General features: G+C 60.6%; 19 protein-coding genes. 13 read left to right on the forward strand and 6 right to left on the reverse strand.

Annotated elements, in window-relative coordinates; translation table 11 throughout:
* Positions 1-100: 100 nt before the first annotated feature.
* Positions 101-1,621 (reverse strand): acetaldehyde dehydrogenase ExaC, encoded by a 1,521-nt coding sequence (exaC, locus tag CX511_RS03695; protein ID WP_045182596.1) that lies wholly within the window; start codon positions 1,619-1,621, stop codon positions 101-103.
* 267 nt (positions 1,622-1,888) lie between these two features.
* On the opposite strand from exaC, the gene CX511_RS03700 reads away from it, so the two are divergent.
* The 4 genes from CX511_RS03700 (at position 1,889) to CX511_RS03715 (ending at position 6,137) form a co-directional block, all read left to right on the forward strand.
* A complete protein-coding gene (locus tag CX511_RS03700) occupies positions 1,889-3,811 on the forward strand; it encodes a sigma-54-dependent Fis family transcriptional regulator (protein WP_101292995.1) in 1,923 nt (640 codons plus the stop codon).
* Positions 3,812-3,877: 66 nt separating this feature from the next.
* Positions 3,878-5,227 (forward strand): UDP-N-acetylmuramate:L-alanyl-gamma-D-glutamyl-meso-diaminopimelate ligase, encoded by a 1,350-nt coding sequence (gene mpl / locus CX511_RS03705; RefSeq protein ID WP_045182600.1) that lies wholly within the window; start codon positions 3,878-3,880, stop codon positions 5,225-5,227.
* Entirely contained in the window at positions 5,224-5,853 is a 630-nt protein-coding gene (gene ubiX, locus CX511_RS03710; RefSeq protein WP_045182601.1) for a flavin prenyltransferase UbiX, read from the forward strand. Before mpl ends, ubiX begins: the two co-directional genes overlap by 4 nt.
* On the forward strand, positions 5,850-6,137 hold the full coding sequence (locus CX511_RS03715; protein ID WP_045182602.1) for a YceK/YidQ family lipoprotein: 288 nt from the start codon (positions 5,850-5,852) through the stop codon (positions 6,135-6,137). Before ubiX ends, CX511_RS03715 begins: the two co-directional genes overlap by 4 nt.
* A 114-nt stretch (positions 6,138-6,251) precedes the next feature.
* Here CX511_RS03715 and CX511_RS03720 read toward each other — a convergent pair whose 3' ends face one another.
* From CX511_RS03720 to CX511_RS03730, 3 genes are all read right to left on the reverse strand, one after another.
* Positions 6,252-6,893 (reverse strand): oxidoreductase, encoded by a 642-nt coding sequence (locus CX511_RS03720; RefSeq protein WP_045182603.1) that lies wholly within the window; start codon positions 6,891-6,893, stop codon positions 6,252-6,254.
* A 26-nt stretch (positions 6,894-6,919) separates the two neighbouring features.
* Complete coding sequence (locus CX511_RS03725; RefSeq protein ID WP_101292996.1) at positions 6,920-8,650, reverse strand: C13 family peptidase; 1,731 nt, start codon at positions 8,648-8,650, stop codon at positions 6,920-6,922.
* An 88-nt stretch (positions 8,651-8,738) separates the two neighbouring features.
* Complete coding sequence (locus CX511_RS03730; RefSeq protein WP_045182607.1) at positions 8,739-9,194, reverse strand: MaoC family dehydratase; 456 nt, start codon at positions 9,192-9,194, stop codon at positions 8,739-8,741.
* A gap of 169 nt (positions 9,195-9,363) precedes the next feature.
* On the opposite strand from CX511_RS03730, the gene CX511_RS03735 reads away from it, so the two are divergent.
* The 3 genes from CX511_RS03735 to CX511_RS03745 are packed head-to-tail and all read left to right on the forward strand — an operon-like array spanning position 9,364 to position 11,039.
* Positions 9,364-9,726 (forward strand): CidA/LrgA family protein, encoded by a 363-nt coding sequence (locus CX511_RS03735; protein ID WP_045182609.1) that lies wholly within the window; start codon positions 9,364-9,366, stop codon positions 9,724-9,726.
* A 2-nt stretch (positions 9,727-9,728) separates the two neighbouring features.
* Positions 9,729-10,439 (forward strand): LrgB family protein, encoded by a 711-nt coding sequence (locus tag CX511_RS03740; RefSeq protein ID WP_177409689.1) that lies wholly within the window; start codon positions 9,729-9,731, stop codon positions 10,437-10,439.
* Positions 10,440-10,448: 9 nt separating this feature from the next.
* On the forward strand, positions 10,449-11,039 hold the full coding sequence (locus tag CX511_RS03745) for an LON peptidase substrate-binding domain-containing protein (protein WP_101292998.1): 591 nt from the start codon (positions 10,449-10,451) through the stop codon (positions 11,037-11,039).
* Positions 11,040-11,043: 4 nt separating this feature from the next.
* Here CX511_RS03745 and CX511_RS03750 read toward each other — a convergent pair whose 3' ends face one another.
* A complete protein-coding gene (locus CX511_RS03750) occupies positions 11,044-12,360 on the reverse strand; it encodes a bifunctional DedA family/phosphatase PAP2 family protein (RefSeq protein ID WP_101292999.1) in 1,317 nt (438 codons plus the stop codon).
* A gap of 4 nt (positions 12,361-12,364) precedes the next feature.
* On the reverse strand, positions 12,365-13,057 hold the full coding sequence (locus CX511_RS03755; RefSeq protein WP_101293000.1) for a DNA-3-methyladenine glycosylase: 693 nt from the start codon (positions 13,055-13,057) through the stop codon (positions 12,365-12,367).
* Between the two features lie 204 nt (positions 13,058-13,261).
* Here CX511_RS03755 and CX511_RS03760 point away from each other — a divergent pair, with 204 nt between their 5' ends.
* The 6 genes from CX511_RS03760 to rodA are packed head-to-tail and all read left to right on the forward strand — an operon-like array spanning position 13,262 to position 19,217.
* Complete coding sequence (locus CX511_RS03760) at positions 13,262-14,533, forward strand: glutamate-5-semialdehyde dehydrogenase (RefSeq protein ID WP_101293001.1); 1,272 nt, start codon at positions 13,262-13,264, stop codon at positions 14,531-14,533.
* Positions 14,534-14,564: 31 nt separating this feature from the next.
* Positions 14,565-15,221 (forward strand): nicotinate-nucleotide adenylyltransferase, encoded by a 657-nt coding sequence (nadD, locus tag CX511_RS03765; protein ID WP_373432756.1) that lies wholly within the window; start codon positions 14,565-14,567, stop codon positions 15,219-15,221.
* Positions 15,222-15,266: 45 nt separating this feature from the next.
* A complete protein-coding gene (gene rsfS, locus CX511_RS03770) occupies positions 15,267-15,692 on the forward strand; it encodes a ribosome silencing factor (protein ID WP_045182618.1) in 426 nt (141 codons plus the stop codon).
* A 9-nt stretch (positions 15,693-15,701) separates the two neighbouring features.
* A complete protein-coding gene (rlmH, locus tag CX511_RS03775) occupies positions 15,702-16,169 on the forward strand; it encodes a 23S rRNA (pseudouridine(1915)-N(3))-methyltransferase RlmH (RefSeq protein ID WP_010222895.1) in 468 nt (155 codons plus the stop codon).
* A gap of 16 nt (positions 16,170-16,185) precedes the next feature.
* A complete protein-coding gene (gene mrdA, locus CX511_RS03780; protein ID WP_045182621.1) occupies positions 16,186-18,075 on the forward strand; it encodes a penicillin-binding protein 2 in 1,890 nt (629 codons plus the stop codon).
* Between the two features lie 38 nt (positions 18,076-18,113).
* Positions 18,114-19,217: a rod shape-determining protein RodA gene (gene rodA / locus CX511_RS03785; protein ID WP_045182857.1), complete on the forward strand. Its 1,104-nt coding sequence runs from the start codon at positions 18,114-18,116 to the stop codon at positions 19,215-19,217.
* Positions 19,218-19,224: the final 7 nt, after the last annotated feature.

Genomic DNA, 19,224 nt, shown 5'->3' on the forward strand with positions numbered 1-19,224 from the left:
TGTTTTTTTTATCGTCACCGGCGAGTGCCGGTTCCTGTGGTGATGGTCTTGCAGGAAGCGAGCCAGAGCGGTCCCGTGCGGGGACCGCTCTGTTTGCGGGTTAGAAGAAGCCCAGTGGGTTGATGTCGTAGCTGACCAGCAGGTTTTTGGTCTGCTGGTAGTGGTCGAGCATCATTTTATGGGTTTCACGGCCGACGCCGGACTTCTTGTAGCCACCGAACGCGGCGTGGGCCGGGTACAGGTGGTAGCAGTTGGTCCACACGCGGCCCGCCTTGATGCCGCGGCCCATGCGGTAGGCGCGGTTGATGTCGCGGGTCCAGACGCCAGCACCGAGACCGAATTCGGTATCGTTGGCGATCGCCAGGGCTTCGGCTTCATCCTTGAAGGTGGTGACGCTGACCACTGGGCCAAAGATCTCTTCCTGGAACACACGCATCTGGTTGGTGCCCTTGAGCAGGGTCGGCTGGATGTAGTAACCGGTCGACAGGCTGCCTTCGAGTTTTTCCACCTTGCCGCCGGTGAGCAGCTCGGCACCTTCCTTCTCGGCGATTTCCAGGTAGGAGAGGATCTTGTCGAATTGTTGCTCGGAGGCCTGGGCGCCGACCATGGTGTCGGTATCCAGTGGGTCGCCGCGCTTGATCTGTTTGATCTTCTTCATCACCTCTTGCATGAACGCTGGGTAGATCGATTCCTGTACCAGAGCCCGCGATGGGCAGGTGCACACTTCACCCTGGTTGAAGAACGCCAGCACCAGGCCTTCGGCCGCTTTCTCGATGAACGAAGGCTCGGCCTGCATGATGTCTTCGAAGAAGATGTTCGGCGATTTGCCGCCCAGTTCCACAGTCGACGGGATGATGTTCTCGGCAGCGCATTTCATGATGTGCGAGCCCACCGGGGTGGAACCGGTGAAGGCAATCTTGGCGATACGCTTGCTGGTGGCCAGGGCTTCACCGGCTTCGCGGCCATAGCCTTGAACTACGTTGAGTACGCCCGGTGGCAGCAGATCGCCGATCACTTCCAGTAGCACGCTGATGCCCAGCGGGGTCTGCTCGGCGGGCTTGAGCACCACACAGTTGCCAGCGGCCAGGGCTGGCGCGAGCTTCCAGGCGGCCATCAAGATCGGGAAGTTCCACGGGATTATCTGTCCGACCACGCCCAGCGGTTCATGAATGTGATAAGCCACGGTATTGCCGTCGATTTCAGCGGCGCCGCCTTCCTGGGCGCGCAGGCAGCCGGCGAAGTAGCGGAAGTGGTCGGCAGCCAGGGGAATGTCGGCGTTGAGGGTTTCGCGGATGGCTTTGCCGTTGTCCCAAGTCTCGGTAATGGCCAGCAGTTCGAGGTTCTGTTCGATGCGGTCGGCGATCTTCAGCAGGATCAGCGAGCGTGCCTGCACCGAGGTGGTGCCCCAGGCATCAGCGGCGGCATGGGCCGCGTCCAGGGCTTTTTCGACGTCTTCGGCAGTGGAGCGTGGGAATTCGGCGATCAGTTGGCCGTTCACCGGGGAAGTGTTTTCGAAGTACTGCCCTTTGACCGGCGCAACGAACTCGCCACCAATGTAGTTGCCATAACGGCTCTTGAAGGAAACCTTGGCGCCTTCGGTACCGGGATGTGCGTAACGCATGGTGTGTCTCCTGGCTATTTTGTTTGTTGGGAGGATAGTTAAAGCATAGAGCAAGGCTTGGGCCACTGTTGCCAGGGCTAGGTAAATCAATGGGTTGCGGGGGTTTTGCAGCCCTTGAAGGGGAGGGCTGTGGCAGCGGCGGTACAGTACGGGTGACACTTTGTACCGTTAATGGCACAGGCCGTGACTGAGCGGTCGAACCGGCATTGCAATGCGTGGACGGGTGGAGGATGCTGGGCCTGACTCGTCTGGGGAGAACAATAAAAAGTGCAGAACAATCACCTCAGCCGGCACGCCCGGCAAGTCCTTACGGTGACCCAGGGCAAGGCGCAGATGCATGGGCCTGGCAGTGATCCGTCGATTGCCCGCTCCTGGTTGCGTTGCCTTGAGGATTACCATCTGGACCCGGCGCAGAGCATGGCGCCGACGGTCCTCGAGCACGGCCGCGTGCTGGAAAGCCGCGAGCGCCTGCAGCAGGTGCTTCAGATTGCCGGCAACGAAATGAACAGCCTGCACCAGCAGTTGTCCGGCGCCGGGCATGCGGTGCTGCTGACCGATGCCCGCGGGGTGATCCTCAATTGCGTCACGGCACCGACCGAGCGGCGTATCTTCGAGCGCGCCGGGCTGTGGCTGGGGGCGGACTGGAGCGAGGCGCGCGAGGGGACCAACGGTATTGGCACCTGTCTGGTCGAGCGTCAGGCACTGACCATCCATCAAGACGAACATTTCCGTGGCCGGCACACCGGCCTGACCTGCTCGGCGAGCCCGGTATTCGACCCACATGGCGAGCTGCTGGCGGTATTGGATGTTTCTTCGGCGCGTCCGGATGTTTCACGCCAGAGCCAGTTCCACACCATGGCCCTGGTCAACCTCTCGGCGAAGATGATCGAGAGCTGTTATTTCCTGCGTTATTTCGAGAATCAATGGTTGCTGCGCTTTCACCTGCAGGCCGAATCGGTGGGCCTGTTCAGTGAAGGCTTGCTGGCGTTCGATGGCGAGGGGCGGATCTGCGCTGTGAACCAGAGTGCGCTGAATTTGCTCGGCACCATTCGTGGCGGCGCCTTGGGCAAGCCGGTGGAGATGTTCTTCGATTGTGCGGTGGATGAGCTGTTCAGCCGTGCCACCGTACAAGCCAATACCAGCTGGCCGCTACGCACCCGTGATGGTCGCTTGCTGTTCGCCAGTGTGCGTGGCCAGGTGCGCTCCCCGCTGCAACCTTCGTTGCCAACCCCGCAGCCGGCCGCCAAGGGGGAGAAAGCGGGGGCGATCTGCCTGCTCGATCCACAACTGCAACATGAGTTTCGTCGTGCAGTGAGGGTGTTCGAGCGTGACGTGCCGCTGCTGATAAATGGTGAAACCGGTAGTGGCAAGGAAGCCTTCGCCAAGGCTGTGCATCAGGCCAGTGAGCGTCGCGAGCGGGCTTTTGTAGCCTTGAATTGCGCCTCCATTCCGGAAAGCCTGATCGAGAGCGAATTGTTCGGTTATCGCGGTGGCAGTTTCACCGGTGCACGCAAGGAGGGTATGCGCGGTAAGTTGCAACAGGCTGACGGCGGCACCTTGCTGCTCGATGAGATCGGCGACATGCCCCTGGCCTTGCAGACCCGCCTGCTGCGGGTGTTGGAAGATCGTATGGTGGTGCCGATCGGCGGCGAGCCACAGGCCGTCAACGTGCGCATCATCAGTGCCACCCACCGCAACCTGCTCGAACGGGTTGAGGATGGCAGTTTTCGCGAAGACCTTTATTACCGCCTCAACGGCCTGGAAATCGAACTGCCAGCCCTGCGCGAGCGCAGTGATAAAACCCAATTGCTCGATTTCATCCTCGCTGAGGAGGCGGGCGATCAGGCGATCAGTGTCGAGCCAGGCGCGCGGGATGCGCTGCTGGGGTTTGCCTGGCCGGGCAACGTGCGTCAGTTGCGCAACGTCTTGCGCACCTTGGTGGCGCTGTGTGATGACGGCTGTATCAAGCAGCGTGATCTGCCGCCTATCGTGCGCAATGGGGCTGTCGTCGCAGCGCCGCTGCCACAGGGCAAAAGTGAATTCCCGTTGGAGGATGCCGAGCGCATGGCGTTGCTCGCTATTCTGGAACAATATCGCTGGCACATGACCCATGTCGCCGCGCAGTTGGGGGTCAGTCGCAATACCTTGTATCGAAAACTTCGCAAACACGGTATCGCCCGTAGCCTTTGAGCGAAACACAGGATGCGAATTCCTGCGCCCTGGGCTACCCTGCCTCGACGTTTTGCGAGGTCGATAATGCACATTCATATTCTTGGTATTTGCGGCACTTTCATGGGCTCTCTGGCAGTGCTGGCCAAAGAACTCGGGCATCGGGTCACCGGCTCCGACGCCAATGTCTATCCACCCATGAGCACCCAGCTTGAAGCCCAGGGTATCGAGCTGACCCAGGGGTATGACGCCGCTCAGCTGGACCCGGCACCTGACCTGGTGGTCATCGGCAACGCGCTGTCGCGCGGTAACCCTGCAGTCGAGTATGTGCTCAACAAAGGCTTGCCTTATGTCTCCGGCCCGCAGTGGCTGGCGGATCACGTCCTGCAAGGGCGCTGGGTGCTGGCGGTGGCCGGTACCCACGGTAAAACCACCACCAGCAGTATGCTGGCTTGGGTGCTGGAGCATGCCGGCATGAGTCCGGGCTTCTTGATCGGTGGCGTACCGCAGAACTTCTCGGTGTCGGCACGTTTGGGCGGCACGCCGTTCTTCGTGGTCGAGGCCGATGAATACGACAGCGCCTTCTTCGACAAACGCTCGAAATTTGTTCACTACCGCCCGCGCACGGCGATCCTCAATAACCTTGAGTTTGATCACGCGGATATTTTCCCTGATCTGGCTGCGATCGAGCGGCAGTTCCACCATTTGGTGCGCACCATTCCAAGCGAAGGCCTGGTGATTCATCCCACCACTGAGCAAGCCTTGGAGCGGGTGATTTCGATGGGCTGCTGGACCCCGGTGCAAACCACCGGCGAAGGCGGGCAGTGGCAGGTCAAACTGCTCAGCGCCGACGGCTCGCGCTTCGAAGTCAGCTTCGAGGGCGAAACCCAAGGTGTGGTCGAGTGGGAGCTGACCGGTCAGCACAACGTCGCCAACGCCCTGGCCACTCTGGCCGCCGCTCGCCATGTCGGTGTGGTGCCAGCCATGGGTATTGCCGCACTGAGCGCGTTCAAGAGCGTCAAACGGCGCATGGAGAAGGTGGCTGAAGTGCAGGGTGTCACCATCTATGACGACTTTGCGCACCACCCGACAGCAATTGCCACCACCCTCGACGGCCTGCGCAAGCGCATCGGCGATGCACCGCTGATCGCTGTGATCGAGCCACGCTCCAACTCGATGAAGCTGGGCGCTCACCGTGATGGCTTGCCGGAGAGTGTCAACGACGCCGATCAGGTGATCTGGTATGCACCGCCTAACCTGGGTTGGGACCTGGCCGCCACCGCTGCCGAATGCAAGGTGCCGTCGATTGTCGCCGACAGCCTTGAAGCGATCATTGAGCGGGTCAAGAGCCAGGCCAAGCCCGGCACTCAGGTGGTGATCATGAGCAACGGTGGTTTTGGCGGCTTGCACGGCAAGCTCGCCGAGGCGTTGAAATGAGCGGGCCGGAACGCATCACTCTGGCCATGACCGGGGCTTCGGGGGCGCAGTATGGGCTGCGCCTGCTCGATTGCCTGGTGCGCGAAGACCGCGAGGTGCATTTTTTGATCTCCAAGGCGGCGCAATTGGTGATGTCGACCGAGACCGATGTGCTGCTTCCGGCTAAACCGCAGATGATGCAGGCCTTTCTGACCGAATACACCGGCGCTGCCCCCGGGCAGATTCGTGTGTATGGCAAGGAAGACTGGATGTCGCCAGTGGCATCCGGTTCTGGTGCGCCGGCGGCAATGGTGGTGGTGCCCTGTTCCACGGGCACGTTGTCCGCGATTGCCACCGGGGCTTGCAACAACCTGATCGAACGCGCTGCCGATGTCACCCTCAAAGAGCGTCGGCAGTTGATCCTGGTGCCGCGTGAAGCGCCCTTTTCGACCATTCACCTTGAGAACATGCTCAAGTTGTCGAACATGGGCGCGGTGATCTTGCCGGCAGCACCTGGCTTTTATCATCAGCCGCAGACCATCGACGACTTGATCGACTTTGTTGTGGCGCGGATTCTCAACCTATTGAACATTCCTCAGGACATGCTGCCGCGTTGGGGTGAGCATCACTTCGGCGCGGATGAATGAAGCGACTGCTGGGTGTAGCGCTGCTGGGGTTGCTGGTTAGCGGTTGCGCTACGGTGCGTACGCTGGATGCCGCCAAGCCGGGAGCGCCGCTGGTCTACAGTGGCACCCGGCTGGACTGGTATGTGATGCAGGGTGGCTGTTGCCCGATGGATCGCTTTGGTGCGCAAGCGCCGCGTTATCCGGGGTTGGACCTGCCGGGCAGTATGCTGCTCGACACCCTGTTGTTGCCGTTGTCGGTATTGACGGCGTTGGGGATCGGCTTTCAGGCAACAGGTGGTTTGTAGGTCGCCGTAGCCGCTGCCGCCAGGCTGCGATTGGGCGCGGAGCGGCCATGACCCCAATTGCGTCTGCTTTGCAGCCGATCGCAGCCTCGTGCCTCGGCAGCGGCTACGGTGTCCTTACTTGCCGAGCCTGCGCAGTTCATCGGATTCGACAATACGAATGCCATCTTGCTCTTCCAGCGCCAAGCGCCACAGCGCGCGGGCCAGTTGGCAGGCTTCAATGCCACGGTACTTTCCGGGAATCAGCTTCGACAATGGGCCGGCAACGCGCTCGGCCAGTCGTGGCTCAGGCCGGTCGCCCAGCAGTAAAGAAGGTCGGGCAATGGTCAGCTGCGGCCAATCCTGGGCCTTCAGCGCTGCTTCCATCTCACCCTTGACCCGGTTGTAGAAAACCGGCGATCTGCGGTCGGCACCCAACGCACTGACCACCAGCAGGTGGCGCGCGCCCATCTCCCGGGCACGCTTGCCAAAGGCCACGACCATGTCCAGGTCGACGGCGCGGAAGGCAGGCTCGGAGCCGGCTTGTTTGATGGTGGTGCCCAGGCAGCAGAAGGCGATATCGACGCGGCCGGCCAGTTGCGGCAGGAACACCGCCGGATCGCCAACCGGGTTTTCCAGGTGCGGGTGTTCGGCCAGTGGGCGTCGGGTAGGGGCCAGCACTCGATTCACGGTAGGCTCATTGAGCAACCGATCGAGTAAATGTTCACCGGTAAGTCCGGTGGCTCCGGCAAGCAAGATATGCTGAGGCGTCAAGTACATGATGTCTCTCCCTTGATACAGTCAGCTTAGTGGTTACTGGTACTTTTTGCATGCTCTGCGTGCTTGCCTGCACTACTCTGCAGCGCTTTACGCGCTTGCTGTTGGCGCAAACGTTGCCAATGCGCCAGTACTTCGCTTGGCGCCCAGATTTGTGGTTCGGAGGCTTCGAATCCTTGCGCAGCCTCGCGTTCGGCGATGCTGGCGCGGGCCATGTCAAAGGCTTGGCGCAGGTCATCGGTCTGGTTCAGCGCCTGGGCGAACAAGGCATCGCCGAAATAGGTGAAATCAGCCTCTTCAGAACAGCCAAAAGACACCCGGTCGGCGCGCGAGGCGGTCATGATCAGGGTCTTGTTGTCTTTCAGTGCGTCAATGTAACCGCCTGAGTAACAGGCCGAGATAACAATAACCTTATCGCGCTCCTTCAGGGGGGCCAGGGCGCTGGCGAGGGCATCGGCAGGTAAATCGGCCAGTTGCAGGCGCGGTACGTCCAGCACCAGCTCGTGTTCATGACTACCGTGGCTGGTCAGGTAAATAAACACCAGATCTTCAGGGCCGCTACGCTCGGCCAGCGTGCGTGCCGCGCGGGTAAGGTTTTCGCGGGTTGCCAAGGGCCGGTCTTGCAGATGGTCACGGTGATTGACCAGCTTGACCTGACCGACAGCACCGAAGCGGCTCTTGAGCAGGCTGCTGACATAATCGACTTCGCGCAAGAATACGCTTTGATTGCCATCACCGGCCAAGGCCAGGCTATACAGCTCTATGGGGGGTGTTGACGCCGGAATCTTGGCTAGCGCCTGCGCCAGCAGCGGCCCTTGATTGAGCAGAGCCTGCTCCAGAGGGTCCGGTAACAGCTGGCCTTTTTCATCGCGCACGCGCTGGCCCTTGTCCCAGTAGCCACTCTGGCTGCTGCCATCGGTTAACGTTAGGCGACCCTGACCTTGGTAGGTATCGTTGTCGAAACCGCCGACGTAGAGGCTGCCATCGGCTAGCTGCAAGCGACCTTTGCCAGAGAAACGCCAATCGTTGAAGCTGCCCTTGTAATGGCTGCCGTCGGCGCCGATCAGCTCGCCTTTGCCATTGAGTGTGCCGTCCTTGAACTGACCGATCCAGACATCGCCTTCGCTGCTCTCGTAGCGGCCCCGGCCTTCCAGGCGATTGTCACGAAAGGCACCGATGTACTGGTCGCCTTCGGCGCTGTTGAAGGTGCCACTGCCTTCGAGCTGGCCGTTAACAAAATGGCCACTGAACTGGTTACCACTGGCGTCACTGCGAATACCTTCGCCATTGGGTTTGCCGCCGGCGAACAGGCCTTGGTATTGACTGCCATCGTCCAGCTCCAATTGCCCGGCGCCATTGTATTGGTCGTCTTTGAACTGGCCGCGATACACCAGGCCGTTTTCTTTCAGGGTGCCTTCACCCTCCCGGCGACCGACCTTGAAGCTACCGGTATAGCTGCTGCCCGGTGTATTCAGGGTGCCTTGGCCGTGAAACAGGCCCTGTTGGAACTGGCCGCGGTATATCTCGCCATTGCTGCCATGCCACTCGCCCTGACCGTGCCACTGGCCATTGTGGAAATTGCCGGCGTACCAGCTGCCATTGGGGTAGTCGATGCGTCCCTCACCTTGCAGCAGGCCATTGACCACCTCGCCCCGGAAGCGGCCGCCATCGGGCAGGCGGGCGTCAGGTGGGGACAGTGGCTCGCCATCGCCACAGGCGGCGAGCAGCAAGGTCAGGGCAAGGGGGACGAGTGGGCGCATGGCGGGGTCCGGGCGGGTGATGCCCCGAGTATGCCGCACAATGTGCTGGCTGAAACAGCCACAGCGGCTGTTTCAGTAGCGGGTAGGTTCAGACAAAGCAGAGCGTCAGCGGCTCGGCAATGTAAGCAGGCTTTTCCTGGCCTTCGATTTCCAGGGTGGCGGTGATTTTCAGCAGCCATTGGCCGGGCTTTTTCTCAGTGGCATCGGTCAGGCCAACCTTGAGGCGGACCTTACTGTCGACCTTGACCGGCTGGATGAAGCGCACACTATCGAGGCCGTAGTTGACCACCATCTTCAGGCCTTCAGGCAGCACCAAAATGCCTTCCATCAATTTCGGAATCAGCGACAGGGTGAGAAAGCCATGCGCGATAGTGCTGCCAAATGGCGTTTGTGCTGCCTTCACCGGGTCCACATGGATGAACTGAAAGTCACCTGTGGCTTCGGCAAACTGGTTGATTCGCGCTTGATCGATGGTCAGCCATTCGGAACATCCCAGTTCCTTTCCAACGTACTGCGAAAGCTCTGCAACAGGTACAAAGGGCATCGTGACTCTCCAGATTGTCTTTGGTTTTGTTATGACGACGGCAAGCTCGAAAGCCTAAGATCACCACGCCTTCTTAACGCGGTCAAGATGGCATGTTTGGAGCGAATATCAGGTTATAGGCAGGTCGTTAGCGTGCTTATAATGGCCGCCAGGCCCGAAGGAGAGAGTTATGCTGTTGCGTGGTTTGACCTGGCTGGTGTTGTTTCAATTGCTTGGGACGGCGATCAATCATTTGTTTGTTCCGATTTTGCCTGGCCCGATCATTGGCCTTTTGCTGCTGCTGGTGTTTCTCATGGTGCGCGGTGAAGTGGGCGCACCATTGAGTGAAGCGGCCAATAGCCTGCTGCGCTACTTGCCGTTGCTGCTGGTGCCGCCAGCGGTTGGGGTGATGGTTTACGCCGCCGATATCGCTGCCGACTTCTGGGCCATTGCTGGTGCCTTGGTGATCTCGGCGTTGGTCACCTTGGTGTTTGTCGGCGTGCTGATGCAAAAACTCATCGCCCGGCAGAGCAAGCGTGAGGAGCAGCCATGAGTCTGGATTGGAGTGGCGCACTGGACGCTGTCGTTCATCATCCGTTGTTTGGTATCGGTATCACCCTGGGTGCCTATCAATTGGTACTGGCGGCCTATGAGAAAACCCGCTGGATCTTCCTTCAGCCGGTACTGGTCTCGATGCTGGCGGTCATTGGCGTACTGCTTGCCTGTGGCCTGACGTACAGCGAGTACCGCAAAAGCACCGAAATCATGAGCATCCTCCTTGGGCCGGCAACGGTGGCCTTGGCAGTGCCGCTTTATCTTAATCTGCGGCGTATTCGCCAGCTGTTCTGGCCGACCTTTACTACGCTGGTAATCGGAGGGGTGGTGGCGACCGGCGCCTGTTTGTTGCTGGGCTGGTGGTTTGGCGCCGAGCACATGATCCTGATGACCATGGCACCCAAGTCCGTCACCTCGCCAATTGCCATGCTGGTCGCTGAGCAGATCGGTGGCGTGGCGGCGCTGGCTGCCGTATTTGTCCTGATCACCGGGGTGATCGGCGCAATCTTCGGTCCTGGCTTGCTGTCGCGGTTCGGCGTACACAGCCCGGAAGCGCGGGGCATGGCCCTGGGGGTAACGGCCCATGCGGTGGGCACCTCGGTGGCCCTGCAGGAAAGTGATGAGTGCGGGGCCTTCGCGGCCCTGGCGATGAGCCTGATGGGGGTTGCCACAGCGGTGTTCCTGCCGCTGGCGGTTAGCCTGGTTGCTTGAGGAGTTGCAATGACGTTACCCCTGTTTCCGCTGAATACCGTGTTGTTTCCAGGCTGCTACCTTGACTTGCAGATCTTTGAGGCACGCTACCTGGACATGATCGGCCGCTGCATGAAACAGGGGGGCGGGTTTGGCGTGGTCTGCATTCTGGAGGGCGAGCAAGTCGGCAAAGCGCCCGAGGGCTATGCCTCAATCGGCTGCGAGGCGCTGATTCGCGATTTCCAGCAGCAAGACAACGGCTTGTTGGGCATTCGTGTTGAGGGTACCCGACGGTTCCGCGTGGACCAGGCGCAGGTGCAGAAAGATCAGCTGCTGCTTGCCGAAGTGCAATGGTTGCAGGAGCAGCCCGATAGGCCATTGCGTGATCAGGACGACGACTTGCTGGCGCTACTCAAAGCATTGGGCGAGCACCCGATGGTGGCGGCGCTGGACATGCCTGGCGAAGTCGTTGGTCAGCAATCGCTGGCCAACCAACTGGCTTATTTGCTGCCCTTTGTCGAAGAAGACAAACTCGACCTGCTGGCCATCGATTCTCCACAGCAACGCCTGGATGCCATTCAGGCGTTGCTTGATCGACTGCAGGGCGAGCTGTTCGCCTGAGGCTTCAGTATTGGTAGCGCAGCAGGGCGTGTGGCAGCGAGTGCAGGCTGAAAAACGCCAGCAGGGCGACACAGGCCGGCAAAATCAGCCACCAGGCTTTCAATGGCAGCGCGGTGAGCGGCTCGCGGTGCTGGATCAGGGTCAGGCTGGTGGCGCAGATACAGCAGGCGAGCATGGCGCCAGCGAGAATATCGGTTGGCCAGTGAGCGCCCAGATACACCCTCGAAAGCGCAATCGCCAGCGCTGGCAAACAGCCCAGCAAGATCCAGGTCAGGCGCATGCGTGTCGGTTGGCCGCGTCCGGCCAGTACCGCCAGGGTCAGAAAAAACGCGAAGGCTGCCGAACTGTGACCGCTGGGCATGCTGTAGGTGGTCAAAGGGTCTGTCAGTACTTCTGGGCGGGCGCGGGCGAACAGCCATTTCAGGCTGCCATTGGCCAGTGCCGTGCCGATCAGCGTGGCGCTGGCAAAAATCGCCGGACGCCATTGCCGCGCCAGCAGCAACAGGCCGGTCAGCAAGGCGCCGAGGAAAAACTGCGTGCGAAAATCGCCCATGCGCGTAATTAGCACCACACTGCCGTCGATGACGTTGCTGCGATGCTCCTGGATCAGCGTCATCAAGCCTTGATCGAACTCATGCAAATACGGCCAGCCAAAAAACAGCGCGGCCAGGGTGAGCAAGCTGAGGCCGGCAATCACGCGGGTGCCGCCACGCATACTGCGTAAGCTGCAGTTGATGCTGATGCCCAGCAGCAGCGCCAAGCCTGCGGCGATTATGCCGGCGTCGAGCCAGAAACCCTCGGGCAGTGGCAAGCGCATCGCCGCGCCCGTGGCCCAACCTGGCAGCAGATAGGCGACCGACCACCCGGCGCCAGCCAGCAGGCTGACGGCGATAAAGCGCGGCAGAGGCATGTCGAACATGCCGGCGACCATTGGCAGCATCGGCCGTAGCGGGCCGATGAAACGCCCCACTAGCAGGCTGGCAATGCCATAGCGCTGGAAATAAGTCTCGGCGCCGCCGATCCATTCTGGGTGGTGGCGCAACAGGGGCAGGCGTCGGATGTTTTGGTGAAACTTGCGCCCCAGGGTGTAGGAGATAGCATCACCCAGCAGGCCGCCAAAGAAACCCAGTAGCAAGGTTTCGCCCAGCGACAGCGCGCCGCTGCCTGCCAGAACGGCGACGGCGAACAGCAATACGGTACCCGGCACAATGATCCCGGCAATTGCCAGGCACTCCACGCAGGCCACCAGAAAAATCGCCAAGCCAAGCCATTGCGGGTTGGCGCCTAGCCAACCGGTAAGGCTGTCGAGCCATTGGCCCATCGTCTCAGTTTCCTTGTGTCAGTAAAAAGTAGTCGCGACCTTCGACTTGGCCACGGCGCAGCGGGTTCCGCGTGCAGTGACGGGCAAACTCGGCGTCGACAAAACGGTAGGGCAGATGTTCGTCGCGGCCAGTGGGGATGCCTAGACGGGTTGTCTGAATAATGTGTTTCACATTGATTCGGCAATCCTCGACGAATAATTGCTCAGGATCGAAGCGCTTGGCGTCCCAGTGTGGCACTTTCAGGCCCAAGGCTTTACACAGCAGGGTCTGCCCGGCGCACAGCCGCTCGACAGCGCGCAGTTGGCCGCTGGCGTCAGGGTTGTTCACATGCATTTGTGCCAGGCTGTTGGCATCGGAGATGGCGTCAACGAACGGAAAGGCGGATTTGATCAGCACTGCGTTGCCAGGGCCGTGCGCGCTGAAGTTCAACGAGTCGCCGCCACGGGCGTAATACATGTAGATGTGACCGCCTTCAAGAAACAACGCCTTACGTTTTTTTGTGTATCCGAGTGAGGCGTGGCTGCCTTTATCGCTGCAGTAATAGGCTTCGGTCTCGATGATCCGCGCCGACAGCCAATAGGGGCCTTGGCGGTGACGGATGATCTTGCCCAGCAGGGCTTTGGCCAGCACTTGGGCGTCACGGTCGAAAAAGCTGTCGGGCAAAGCCCGGTCGGGGCAGGGGGCTGAGTCAGGCATGCTGGCAGTTTCACGGTGGTCAGGTCGGGATGATAGCAATTTCTCTCTTAATCGAGGCTGAACAAGCAGTCGTCATCCGATCATGGTGGGGGCCTAAATGCTGCAATCTCAGACTGTTTTCGACCATCCGCCTGTCACCGCTGGGCGCGGGGCGACGTGCCAGTTATAATCAGCCGATTTCCCCTTCGCCAAGACACTGAGCCCATGACTGAGTCCGTTCTTGACTATATGACCCGCCTGGGTCGCGCTGCCCGTCAGGCTGCCCGCGTCATCGCCCGCGCCAGTACCGCACAGAAGAACCGTGCGCTGCAGGCCGCGGCCAATGCCCTGGACGCCGCCCGCGCCGAGCTGTCTGCCGCCAACGAGCTGGACCTGGCCGCTGGCCGCGCCAATGGCCTGGAACCGGCCATGCTCGAGCGCCTGGCGCTGACCCCTGCACGTATCGACGGTATGATCGTCGGCTTGCGTCAGGTGGCCAGCCTGCCAGACCCGGTCGGGGCGATCCGCGACATGAGCTACCGGCCTTCGGGCATTCAGGTCGGCAAGATGCGGGTGCCACTGGGTGTGATCGGGATCATCTACGAGTCGCGGCCGAATGTGACTATTGATGCGGCCAGTCTGTGCCTGAAGTCGGGCAACGCGACCATCCTGCGCGGTGGCTCCGAGGCCATTCACTCCAACCGCGCCATCGCCGCCTGCATTCAGCGCGGCCTGGCTGAGGCTGGTTTGCCAGCCGCGGTGGTGCAGGTGGTGGAAACCACCGATCGCGAGGCGGTAGGCGCGCTGATCAGCATGCCGGAGTATGTCGATGTCATCGTACCGCGCGGTGGCAAGGGCCTGATCGAGCGCATCAGCCGTGATGCGCGGGTGCCGGTCATCAAGCACCTGGACGGCATTTGCCATGTCTATGTCGCTGAACATGCCGAGCTGGACAAGGCCCGACGCATTGCGTTCAACGCCAAAACCTACCGGTATGGTATTTGCGGGGCGATGGAAACCCTGTTGGTGGATCAATCGGTCGCTGCGGAGTTTTTGCCAGAAATGGCCCGTCAATTTCGGCAAAAAGGCGTCGAACTGCGTGGTTGTGAGCGTACCCGGCATTTTATCGAGGCGGTACCCGCGACAGAAGAAGACTGGAACACCGAATACCTCGCAGCCATCCTGTCGATTCGTGTCGTCGACGGCCTGGACCAGGCCATCGAACACATCAATCACTATGGCTCGCACCACACCGATTCCATCGTTACCGAACACCAGGGCCAGGCCCGTCAGTTCACTGCTGAGGTCGATTCGTCCTCGGTGATGATCAACACCCCGACCTGCTTTGCCGATGGCTTCGAGTATGGTCTGGGCGCAGAAATCGGTATTTCCACCGACAAGCTGCATGCTCGCGGCCCGGTTGGTCTGGAAGGCCTGACCTGTGAAAAGTACGTGGTGATCGGCGACGGTCAACTGCGTGGGCAGGAGTCGATCTGACTTGGCCGAGCGCAAAACGCTCGCCAACGTCATGACGATGTCGCCCGCCCGGCGCGTCGGCGTGCTCGGCGGGACATTCGACCCGATACACATCGGTCACCTGCGCAGTGCGCTTGAGGTGGCCGAGGTGCTGGCGCTGGACGAGCTGCGGCTGATGCCCAATGCCCGCCCGCCGCACCGCGACACGCCGCAGGTATCGGCGCAGGACCGGCTGGCAATGGTCCGCTGCGCGGTAGAGGGTGTGCCGACCTTGTCGGTGGATGCGCGAGAACTGGCGCGCGAAACACCGTCGTATACCATCGAAACGCTTGAGTTGATGCGTGCCGAAATGGCCGCTTCGGAGCAACTGTTTCTGCTGCTGGGCTGGGACGCATTTTGCGGCCTACCCAGTTGGCACCGTTGGGAAGAATTGCTGCAACACTGTCACATCCTGGTGCTGCAACGCCCGGATGCCGACGTCGAGCCACCGGATGCCCTGCGCAACCTGTTGGCCGCACGCTCAGTCAGTGATCCGCAGGCCCTGATTGGGCCGGCGGGACATATTGCATTCGTCTGGCAGACGCCGCTTGCGGTGTCAGCCACGCAGATCCGACAGCTGCTGGCCAGCGGCAAGTCGGTGCGGTTTCTGGTGCCGGACGCAGTACTGGCCTACATCGATGCGCACAACCTTTACCGTGCGCCGAACTGAGGGTGCTGAGAAGCGCCTCATACTATTGAGTTGAATGAGTTTTATATGACCAAGCAAAAACACAACGTCAGCCCCGAAGAGCTGGTCGAACTGACCAAGTCCGCCCTGGAAGACGTCAAGGCCCAGGACATCCAGGTCATCGACGTAAAAGAAAAGCACAGCCTGACCGATTACATGATCATCGCCACTGGTACCTCCAACCGCCAGATCAGCGCGATGCTGGAAAAGGTCCGTGAGCAGGTCAAGGCCAAGGGCGTGCAGCCACTGGGCGAAGAAGGCAAGGGCGACAGCGACTGGGTGCTGCTCGACCTCAACGACGTCATCGTGCACATGATGACCGCCGCTGCCCGTCAGTTCTACGACCTTGAGCGTCTGTGGATGGGGGCCGAGCAGAGCCGCGCTGCCGATGGCAAGCACCACAGCCCGGAAAACACCCACGACTTTTCAGACAAGCTGAAAGATCGGGAATAAGGAAGGCTCGTGCGTCTGCGTCTGATCGCGGTCGGCTCGCGCATGCCCAAGTGGGTTGAGGACGGTTGGCATGAATATGCCAAGCGCCTGCCCTCGGAGCTGTCGCTGGAGCTGGTGGAAATTCCGCTCAACACCCGGGGCAAGAATGCCGATGTCGCCCGCCTGATTCGTCAGGAGGGTGAGGCCATGCTCGCCAAGGTGCAGCCAGGGGAACGGATTGTCACCCTGGAGGTCCATGGCAAGCCCTGGAGTACTGAGCAACTGGCGGTCGAGCTGGACCGCTGGCGGTTGGACTCGCGTACCGTGAACTTCATGGTCGGCGGCCCGGAAGGGCTGGCGCCGGAAGTCTGCGCGCGTGCTGAGCAGCGCTGGTCGCTGTCGCCGCTGACCCTGCCGCACCCGTTGGTAAGGATACTGATCGGCGAACAGCTGTACCGCGCCTGGACCGTGCTGTCCGGGCACCCTTACCACAAATGAACCTGTAAGCCTTTCAATGACGCAGCCGATTCGCCTCAAGGATCACGAGAAAGACGCCCGTATGGTGCGCAGTCGCGTCGTGGTCGGTGCCGTGGCGATCGTCTTGCTGATTTGCGTGCTGATTGCGCGCCTGTATTACCTGCAGGTGATCCAGTACGACTATCACTCGACCCTGTCGGAAAACAACCGGGTGCATGTGCAGCCGATCCCTCCGACCCGCGGGCTGATTTTCGACCGTAACGGGGTAATCATCGCCGACAACCGGCCAAGCTTCAGCCTGAGCATGACCCGCGAACGGTCTGGCGACTGGCAACAGGTGCTGGACGTGATCGTCGAAGTACTCGAGCTGACGCCAGATGACCGCACGCTCTTCGAAAAGCGTATGCGTCAGGGACGCCGGCCGTTTGAGCCGGTGCCGATCCTGTTCGAGCTGACTGAGGAGCAGATTGCCCGGATTGCCGTGAACCAGTTCCGTCTGCCTGGTGTTGAGGTGGTGGCCCAGTTGGTGCGGCACTACCCGCAGGGTGCGCATTTTGCCCACTCGGTCGGGTATGTCGGGCGGATCAACGAGAAAGAGCTGAAAACCCTCGACCCGGTTAACTACAGCGGCACGCACCATATCGGTAAAACTGGCGTCGAGCGCTTCTACGAGCCTGAACTGCATGGTCAGGTCGGTTACGAAGAAGTCGAGACCAACGCCCGAGGCCGAGTGTTGCGGGTGCTCAAACGCACTGACCCGATCCCTGGCAAGGACATTGTCCTGAGCCTGGACATCAAGTTGCAGGAAGCCGCCGAGGCTGCATTGGCTGGGCGTCGTGGTGCGATCGTTGCGCTTGATCCCAATACTGGCGAAGTGCTGGCGATGGTCAGTCAGCCGAGTTTTGACCCTAACCTGTTTGTCACCGGTATCGGCTTCAAGGCCTACGCTGAGCTGCGCGACTCGATCGACCGGCCGCTGTTCAACCGTGTGCTGCGTGGCTTGTACCCGCCAGGTTCGACGATCAAGCCAGCGGTGGCAATTGCCGGCCTGGACAGTGGTGTGGTGACCGCCTCGAGCCGGGTCTTCGATCCTGGCTTCTACCAACTGCCCAACTACGATCACAAGTACCGTAACTGGAACCGCAGCGGTGACGGCTGGGTCGACCTCGACACGGCGATCATGCGTTCCAACGACACCTACTTCTACGACCTGGCGCACAAGATGGGCATTGATCGCCTGTCTACCTACATGAACCGCTTCGGTATCGGCCAGAAGGTCTCGCTGGACATGTTCGAAGAGTCGCCGGGGCTGATGCCTTCACGTGAATGGAAGCGCGCCACTCGCCGTCAGGCCTGGTTCCCGGGCGAAACCCTGATCCTCGGTATCGGCCAGGGCTACATGCAGACCACGCCGTTGCAACTGGCCCAGGCCACCGCACTGATCGCCAGCAAGGGTAAGTGGTACCGCCCGCACCTGGCCAAGACCATCGAAGGTCAGCCACCGGTGGATGAAAACCCGATGGAAGACATCGTCCTGCGTGACAAGTCCGACTGGAACAAGGTCACTCACGGTATGGAGCAGGTGATGCACGGTGCCCGCGGTACTGCGCGCAAGGCGGCGATCGGTGCCCAGTACCGGATTGCCGGCAAGAGTGGTACCGCCCAGGTAGTGGCGATCAAGCAGGGTGAGCGCTACGACCGAAACAAACTGCAGGAACGTCACCGTGACCATGCACTGTTCGTCGGCTTCGCCCCGGCCGAAAACCCGAAAATCGTGGTGTCGGTGATGGTCGAGAACGGCGAGTCCGGTTCCGGGGTTGCCGCACCCGTGGTGCGTCAGGTCATGGATGCCTGGTTGCTCGGCCCCGACGGCCGTCTCAAGCCTGAATTCGCCAACCCGTCCATTGTCCAGGAACCGGCCCCGTGATGAGTAATTTCGATCGCATGCTCTCCAGCGAGGATGTGATGCGCCGCCGCGCCAGTTTCCTACAGCGCATCCATATCGACGGTCCTTTGCTGATTTTGCTGCTGACCCTGGCGGCCGGTAGCCTGTTCGTCCTCTATTCGGCCAGTGGCAAGAATTGGGACTTGCTGCTCAAGCAGGCCAGCTCCTTCGGCATCGGCCTGGTGTCGATGTTCGTCATCGCCCAGTTGGAACCGCGTTTCATGGCGCGCTGGGTGCCCTTGGCCTATGTCTGCGGGGTGATTCTGCTGGTGGTGGTGGATGTCATGGGCCATAACGCCATGGGCGCCACGCGCTGGATCAACATTCCCGGGGTGATCCGCTTCCAGCCCTCGGAGTTCATGAAGATCATCATGCCGGCGACCATCGCCTGGTACCTGGCCAAGCGCTCGCTGCCGCCGCACCTCAAGCATGTAATGATCAGCTTGATCATGATTGGCGTGCCGTTCATCCTCATCGTGCGCCAGCCTGATCTGGGTACGGCGCTGCTGATTCTCGCCTCGGGCGCCTTCGTGCTGTTCATGGGGGGGCTGCGCTGGCGCTGGATTGTCAGTGTAATCGCCGCTGCAGTACCGGTGGCGGTGGCGATGTGGTTCTTCGTCATGCACGACTATCAGAAGCAGCGCGTGCTGACCTTCCTCGACCCGGAAAGCGATCCGCTCGGCACTGGCTGGAACATTATCCAGTCCAAGGCGGCCATCGGTTCCGGTGGCGTGTTCGGCAAGGGCTGGCTGCTCGGCACTCAATCGCACCTGGACTTCCTCCCGGAAAGCCACACCGACTTCATTATCGCCGTGCTCGGCGAGGAGTTTGGTCTGGTCGGTATTTGTGCCTTGTTGCTGATCTACTTGTTGCTGATCGGTCGTGGCCTGGTCATTACCGCCCAGGCACAGACGCTCTACGGCAAGTTGCTGGCCGGCAGCCTGACCATGACTTTTTTTGTTTATGTATTCGTCAATATCGGTATGGTCAGCGGTTTGTTGCCCGTGGTGGGTGTGCCGCTGCCTTTCATTAGTTATGGCGGAACTTCGTTGGTGACGCTGCTGTCAGCGTTTGGAGTTTTGATGTCGATCCATACGCATCGCAAATGGATTGCGCAAGTTTGAATAAGGT

Origin of the sequence: Pseudomonas sp. S06B 330 (assembly GCF_002845275.2) — a bacterium.
In the GTDB taxonomy this organism is placed as follows: Bacteria; Pseudomonadota; Gammaproteobacteria; order Pseudomonadales; family Pseudomonadaceae; genus Aquipseudomonas.